The organism is Streptomyces alkaliterrae (assembly GCF_007097205.2).
Classification (GTDB): Bacteria; Actinomycetota; Actinomycetes; order Streptomycetales; family Streptomycetaceae; genus Streptomyces; species Streptomyces alkaliterrae.
In genome coordinates this window covers 1-5,290 of the sequence record NZ_VJYK02000353.1, presented here as the reverse complement: position 1 = coordinate 5,290, position 5,290 = coordinate 1, and the positions used below count along the sequence as shown (strand labels likewise).

The following is a 5,290-nucleotide window of genomic DNA, read 5'->3' as shown; positions in this document are numbered from 1 at the left end:
AAACGCGTAAGATCGTCGGAAGCGTCAGATGTGTAGAAGAGACAGGGAGGGGGTCTGCCGCGGGGGGACGGCGTAGGTGCGCCCGTTGTAGTGGACCTGCGGGTTGTGGTGTACCGGCTTAGCGCGCACGACCCACCTCCGCCCGTGCCATCGGCGGTCGGCCCGGCGGTGAGGCCTGCAGCAGCTCCTGCTTGAGCCCGGCGGCCAGCGAACCGGCAGCGAGCATCAGCTTGCTCCGCGCGAATCCGCGCGGCATATCCACGCCCTTGCTGAACACTTCCGCTTCCCTGCGGGCCAGGGGCAGCGTCCCCAGCAGGTCCACGCGCACTCCGGCCGCCTTCCGCAGCTCCTGGACCACGTACGCGTCCGGGTAGTCCTCCTCGATGAGCACCACCCGCACTCGCCGGCAGTGCTCCTCCAACTGCTCCAGGCGCCGCACCGCGTCCCGGATCATAGGCATGGTGGTCCGCACCACCAGCACCATGACGTCCGCCTGACGGGCCAGCACTTCCGAGGGCCCGAACGCGCCATCCCGCCCGAGGTCGACGAGCACGTCGATGTCGTTCGCCGCGATGCCGTGCAGCATCTGCGACAGCAACCCCCACACCGGCCGGAACCCCGCCGCCTGCTGATGGTCGGTGAAGCCCGGCAGGATGACCCGCGACTTCGGCGGATCGGTCTTCTCATGCGAGACGTCCAGCAGCTGCCTCCAGAACGCCTCGGAGAACGCTTTCTGCCCCGCCCGGCCCGCAACCGACAGGTTCCCCAGCGTGTACGCGTCGCCGTACTGCCCTCGCAACGCCCCGAACAGCACCGTTCCCCGCGCCGGGTCGCACTCGGCGAGCATCAGCTTCCGCCCCTGCAGCGGCCACGCATGCTGCAGCGCGAGCGCCGTGGTCGTCACCCCCGGCGAGCCGGCGCAGCCGGCCAGCGCCACCACCGCCATCACTCACCTCCCACAGTGACCGCGACAGCCCCCTGAGCGGACCAGGCCGCCACCGTCGGCCCGTCCTCGGCTGCCACCGCGACATCCAGCACCCGCACATCACTACCCGGCTGCGGCTCGCCGAGAGCAACCACCCGCGCCGTCACCAGCTCACGATCCTGCGCGCCCCGGCCGCCCTTGCGGCCGTCCGCGCCGCCGCTGCTGTTGGGGTCCGGCACGTTGACGATCTGCACGACCTGCCCGGGCGAGAGCCTGCTCGCCGGCACCAACGCAGGCTTCAACCCCACCGGCACGACCTGCTCACCCTTGCGCACGACCGGCTGGTCGGTGACCTGGCCGCGCGTCAGGAGCGACCCCGGCTCGAGCCCCGTCTTCGCCCGCATCCCCACGATCGTGTCCCGCTCGCTGAACGGCACAGCCTCCACACCCGGTCCGAGCGCCACGTTCGCCTGCCCCAGATGCTTGGCCGTGATCGTCTCCCCTGCCGGGACTTCCGCGACCACGGTGAGGACCTGCGTGCGGTCGCTGAGGATGGCGAAACCCGCCCAGGCACCCACACCGCCGAGCGCGATCAGCATCACCGCGAGCGCCATCAACGCCGGCCGACGCCGGTTCTTCGTCGCGCCAGCACGCGGCAACGGCGGCCCGGACGGCCCCAGACGGTCCTCGAACCCTGCAGCAGGCGTGGTGGTTGTACTCACGTTCTCGCTCTCCCCTTAGACCGGCCTCAGCGGCCGACGGCCTGTCCCTCGCCGACCGACACCGCGGCCTCACTGGTCCGGGTGGTGGTCACCTCACCGGCCTGGTCGCCGCCAGACCACTCGATCTCCCACGTCGCAGTCGCCGTCACCGGGTACGTCCCTCCTGCCTGCGAGGCGGAGCTGGCGCGGTAGGTGTGCCCGCAGGTCGGCGACGGCTGCTTACCGTAGGAAGCCCGGTACGGCGTGCCCGGGCCTGTGCATGTCACTCGGCGGCCATCACCCATGTCCCACACGATGCGGGACACCCGGGCGGTCGCGGTGACCGTCACCCCGCCAGCGGAAGCGGTCGCCGTGTTCGGCCCGTAGGTGGTGGCGCTCGGCGTCACCCACATCCACATCGGCATGCCCACCGTGTACGTCCCCTCGGTCTTTGGGCTGGCGATTGCCGGGCCGGCCAGGAGCATCGAGTCGATCGCCCGCTGCGCCAACACCGCCGGATCCGGACCCTCGTCATCCGGCGCCTCGCCGGCGAAGAAGGGCCCGCCGGCGGGGAAGGCTACCCGACCGGCAGCACCCGGGCCGCCCCGCACCATTTCACAGGTGCGAATGTAGATCGCGCCCTCGCTGGGGCTGCGGCCACCCCACACCGGAGAGCTGGCCGGCGGCTGCGGGTCCAGCTTCCGCGTGGTGCACTCACCCAACGTGTTCTGCGGTTTTCCGCTCCCGGAGCCCGCGCCGCCGCCCGCCGGTGCGGGCCCTCCCGCATCGCCAGCCGAGCCCGGGCTTTCCGCTTCCACGCAGAACCGTTGGCTCGAGCACTCGTAGCCACCGGGGGCAGCGGCGGCCGGGACCGCCATGCCTGCGGTCAACGCGGTGGTGGCAAGCGCCGTAGTCAGCAGCGCTTGCCCTCGACGGTGAACTTCACGACCATCCATCGCTTCCCCCAGTGCTCCATGTCGCTCGTCATCACGTACTTAGTTAGACGCTCCGGCGGGAGGGAGACCTTCTTCCCCGAGTCCTTCTTCACCGGCGTCCACTCCGACACATCCACGCAATCCCGCACCGTGGCCTTCGGTAGCTTCGCCTTCATGTCGAGCCTGGTCACTTCGGGGGAGAGAACGGCTTCGCCCGTGGTGATGTGCCCTCGCTTGCGCATCGTCATCAGGTCGCTCTCCACTTCGGCGAGCGCATCCAGCGTCAGGTAGTCGGGCACCTTCGTGCCGTTGGAGTCCGCCTTCGCGTAGGCCTCCATCTGCGCGTCCCACGACGCCCTGTAGTCCTTGAGCACGGCGGCTTCGTCCGGGTCTTCGGACGACGACCGGCTGGGGGAGGGGCTGGCCGGGGTATCGCTGGGCGACGGCGAGACGACGGGAGTGTTCTTCGCGTCCGTCTCACCGCTCCCGCATCCGGTTGCGCCAAGGAGCAGCACACCCGCAGCTACGGCAGCCGAGACGTGGCGGGAACGTCGCACAGGGGCCTCCCTTCGATCCGCTGAAGGCCGTGGTCAGCGGCCAATCTCCGACATGTAGTGTTCGAGTCACGCTACGCAATCCCTGGCCAAAACCCCACCCCTTACCCAAGGCCCATAAAGGGCGAATGCGCGTGATCGGGGCATTCGGGCGGACTAGTTGTTGTACGACTCACGTGACCGACCACCACCTCCCACTCAGGCAGCGGCCGCGCCACCCGCACACGCCCCGCAGCACGCCGGCCACGATGCCGAGCGCCCGGGTCCGCCCCCAGCGCCACGTCCACCAACGCCAGCCACACCCAACACACCCCCAGCGCCGCCACGAACGCCACCACCACACCCCACACCCCCACGACGACCGGCACCAGAGCGGTTCCACTGGGGGCGGGCACCGCAGGCACCACCGAGCCGAACCACCCCCACAATGCGGCGGCACCCACCAAACCAGCCATCACCAGACCGGCGTTCTCCGCGGCCTGGTCCACCACGAACCGTCGCCCCTGGCCCGCCCGGCGCCGCCCGCCGCTCATGGCCGCCCCCCGGAGCCTGAGGTGAGAACAGGAACCGGCGGTTGATCCTCACCAGGGCGAGCCGAGCACAGGTACTCCAGGATCGCGTCGTCGTGCTCCTCGAGCGCGGCGATGATCTCCCGCACCGGACGCCGCCGCAGATTCGTATCTACCGCGGCGGACTGCTCGGCCAACCCACCCGGGTTGTAGTAGTCCGCCAGCACCTGGTCCACCGCCACACCCTGCACCCGAAACGGTGCCGTGCGACGACCGTGCAGCATCGTCGAGACCACGTACTGCCACTTCGGGAGCGTCACCAGCGTCTGCGGATCCAGCCCCGGCAGCCGCTTGGCGATGAACGCCGCCTCGTCAGCATCCGCGCCGGAAGCCACCAGCAGCGACTGGTTCTGCATCAACGCGGCGCGTGTCTCCTCCGACAGGCGCAACGCCATCTGCGTCAGCGCACCGAACCGCACCTCGTACTTCCGCAGCTGCTCCAGGATCGCGGCGATCGCCCCCCGCCCGGCGCCGTCGACTGCCGTCAGCTCATCCACCCACGCCATCATCGTCCGCAGCGACGCCGGATCCGCCCCCTCCCGGCTCAAGCCCGCCAGGAACAAGTCGAAGATGAGCATGGACTGCAGCAGCTTGTCCGCGCCCCCGGTACCGGTCGGCCGCAGCAACACCACCCGCTGGGCGTCCATCGCCACCCGCGCGTTGTATGTCGACCTCGGCGACCCGAGGAAAGCCCGGGCGGCCTGCGACAGCTCGAGCTGGTCCATCAGCCGCGTCACCACCGGCACCGAATCCGACGCGTGCTGCGGGAACACCGTCCGCCACCACCGCCGCATCTTCGGCGGCAGCCGGCCCACCACCGCCTGCCGCCACTGCTCATCCAGCAGCAACGTCGAGACCTGGAACAGCGTCGGCTGAAGCTCCGGCCGACCGTCCCGGCACATCTGCCACGCCAAATGCGTCAGGGCCTGAACCGCGTGCGACACGATCGTGTAGGCCCGGGGCGCCCCGTCCCCCCAGCCCTGCGCCGCAGCGATCGCGCCCGCCACCGCCCCGGTCACCAGCGGCACATCATCCAGCGAGCGGCCTTCCATCGACAGCGGGTTCCACGCCGCCATCATGTCCCCGCCGCCGGCCACCCCAAGATCGATATCCCACAACCTGGCGTTGACGGCAGGATGCGCCAGATACGGCCGAGCCCGCTTCAACGCGGCACCATGCGGATCCAACATCCACACCCCCACCCCGTCGTAGGCAGCGCAGATCATCTGGAACAGCGCCAGCTCTGTCTTCCCGAACCCGGATCGGCCGTAGATCGCCAAGAACAGGACATCCTTGCGCGGCACCGCCACCAGCCGCCGCTGCCCATCCGCGCTGGCCGCCCGCCCCAGCGGCACCATGCCCGACTGCCCGGTGAACGTCGGGAGCTCCGCTGGCGCCGGCGGCAGCACCCCGCCACACCGCTTCACGTTCGTCGCCGAGCACCAACGGCTCGGCGGCTTTAGCCACGCGGCGATCTCCCCCGTCGTCACCCACTGCCGCCGCCACCGAGCCACCTCCCCCGACGCGAACCGGCGATCGAACGACCACCGCCGCCACCACACATTGCTGTACGGCCGCCACACACCCCGCCGCGGACCCACCGGCC

5 protein-coding genes are annotated in these 5,290 nt (G+C 70.4%); all 5 read right to left on the bottom strand.

Annotated elements, in window-relative coordinates; genetic code table 11:
* Positions 1-118 precede the first annotated feature (118 nt).
* A complete protein-coding gene (locus FNX44_RS23465; RefSeq protein WP_153507659.1) occupies positions 119-946 on the bottom strand; it encodes a hypothetical protein in 828 nt (275 codons plus the stop codon).
* Positions 946-1,539: a flagella basal body P-ring formation protein FlgA gene (locus FNX44_RS23460; RefSeq protein WP_228450151.1), complete on the bottom strand. Its 594-nt coding sequence runs from the start codon at positions 1,537-1,539 to the stop codon at positions 946-948. Before FNX44_RS23460 ends, FNX44_RS23465 begins: the two co-directional genes overlap by 1 nt.
* Positions 1,540-1,673: 134 nt before the next feature.
* Positions 1,674-2,582, bottom strand: coding sequence for an ATP/GTP-binding protein (locus tag FNX44_RS23455; RefSeq protein WP_173019266.1), 909 nt, complete (start codon positions 2,580-2,582; stop codon positions 1,674-1,676).
* Positions 2,540-2,935: a hypothetical protein gene (locus tag FNX44_RS23450; protein ID WP_143650839.1), complete on the bottom strand. Its 396-nt coding sequence runs from the start codon at positions 2,933-2,935 to the stop codon at positions 2,540-2,542. The genes FNX44_RS23455 and FNX44_RS23450 overlap by 43 nt, the downstream gene beginning before the upstream one ends.
* A 709-nt stretch (positions 2,936-3,644) precedes the next feature.
* The coding region (locus tag FNX44_RS23445) for a type IV secretory system conjugative DNA transfer family protein (RefSeq protein ID WP_500274210.1) at positions 3,645-5,290 on the bottom strand (1,646 nt) is incomplete at its 5' end.

Bases quoted from the DNA above. Each gene is read 5' to 3' on its own strand.
- FNX44_RS23465 (WP_153507659.1), bottom strand. From the start codon at position 946: ATGGCGGTGGTGGCGCTGGCCGGCTGCGCCGGCTCGCCGGGGGTGACG.
- FNX44_RS23460 (WP_228450151.1), bottom strand. From the start codon at position 1,539: ATGGCGCTCGCGGTGATGCTGATCGCGCTCGGCGGTGTGGGTGCCTGG.
- FNX44_RS23455 (WP_173019266.1), bottom strand. From the start codon at position 2,582: ATGGATGGTCGTGAAGTTCACCGTCGAGGGCAAGCGCTGCTGACTACG.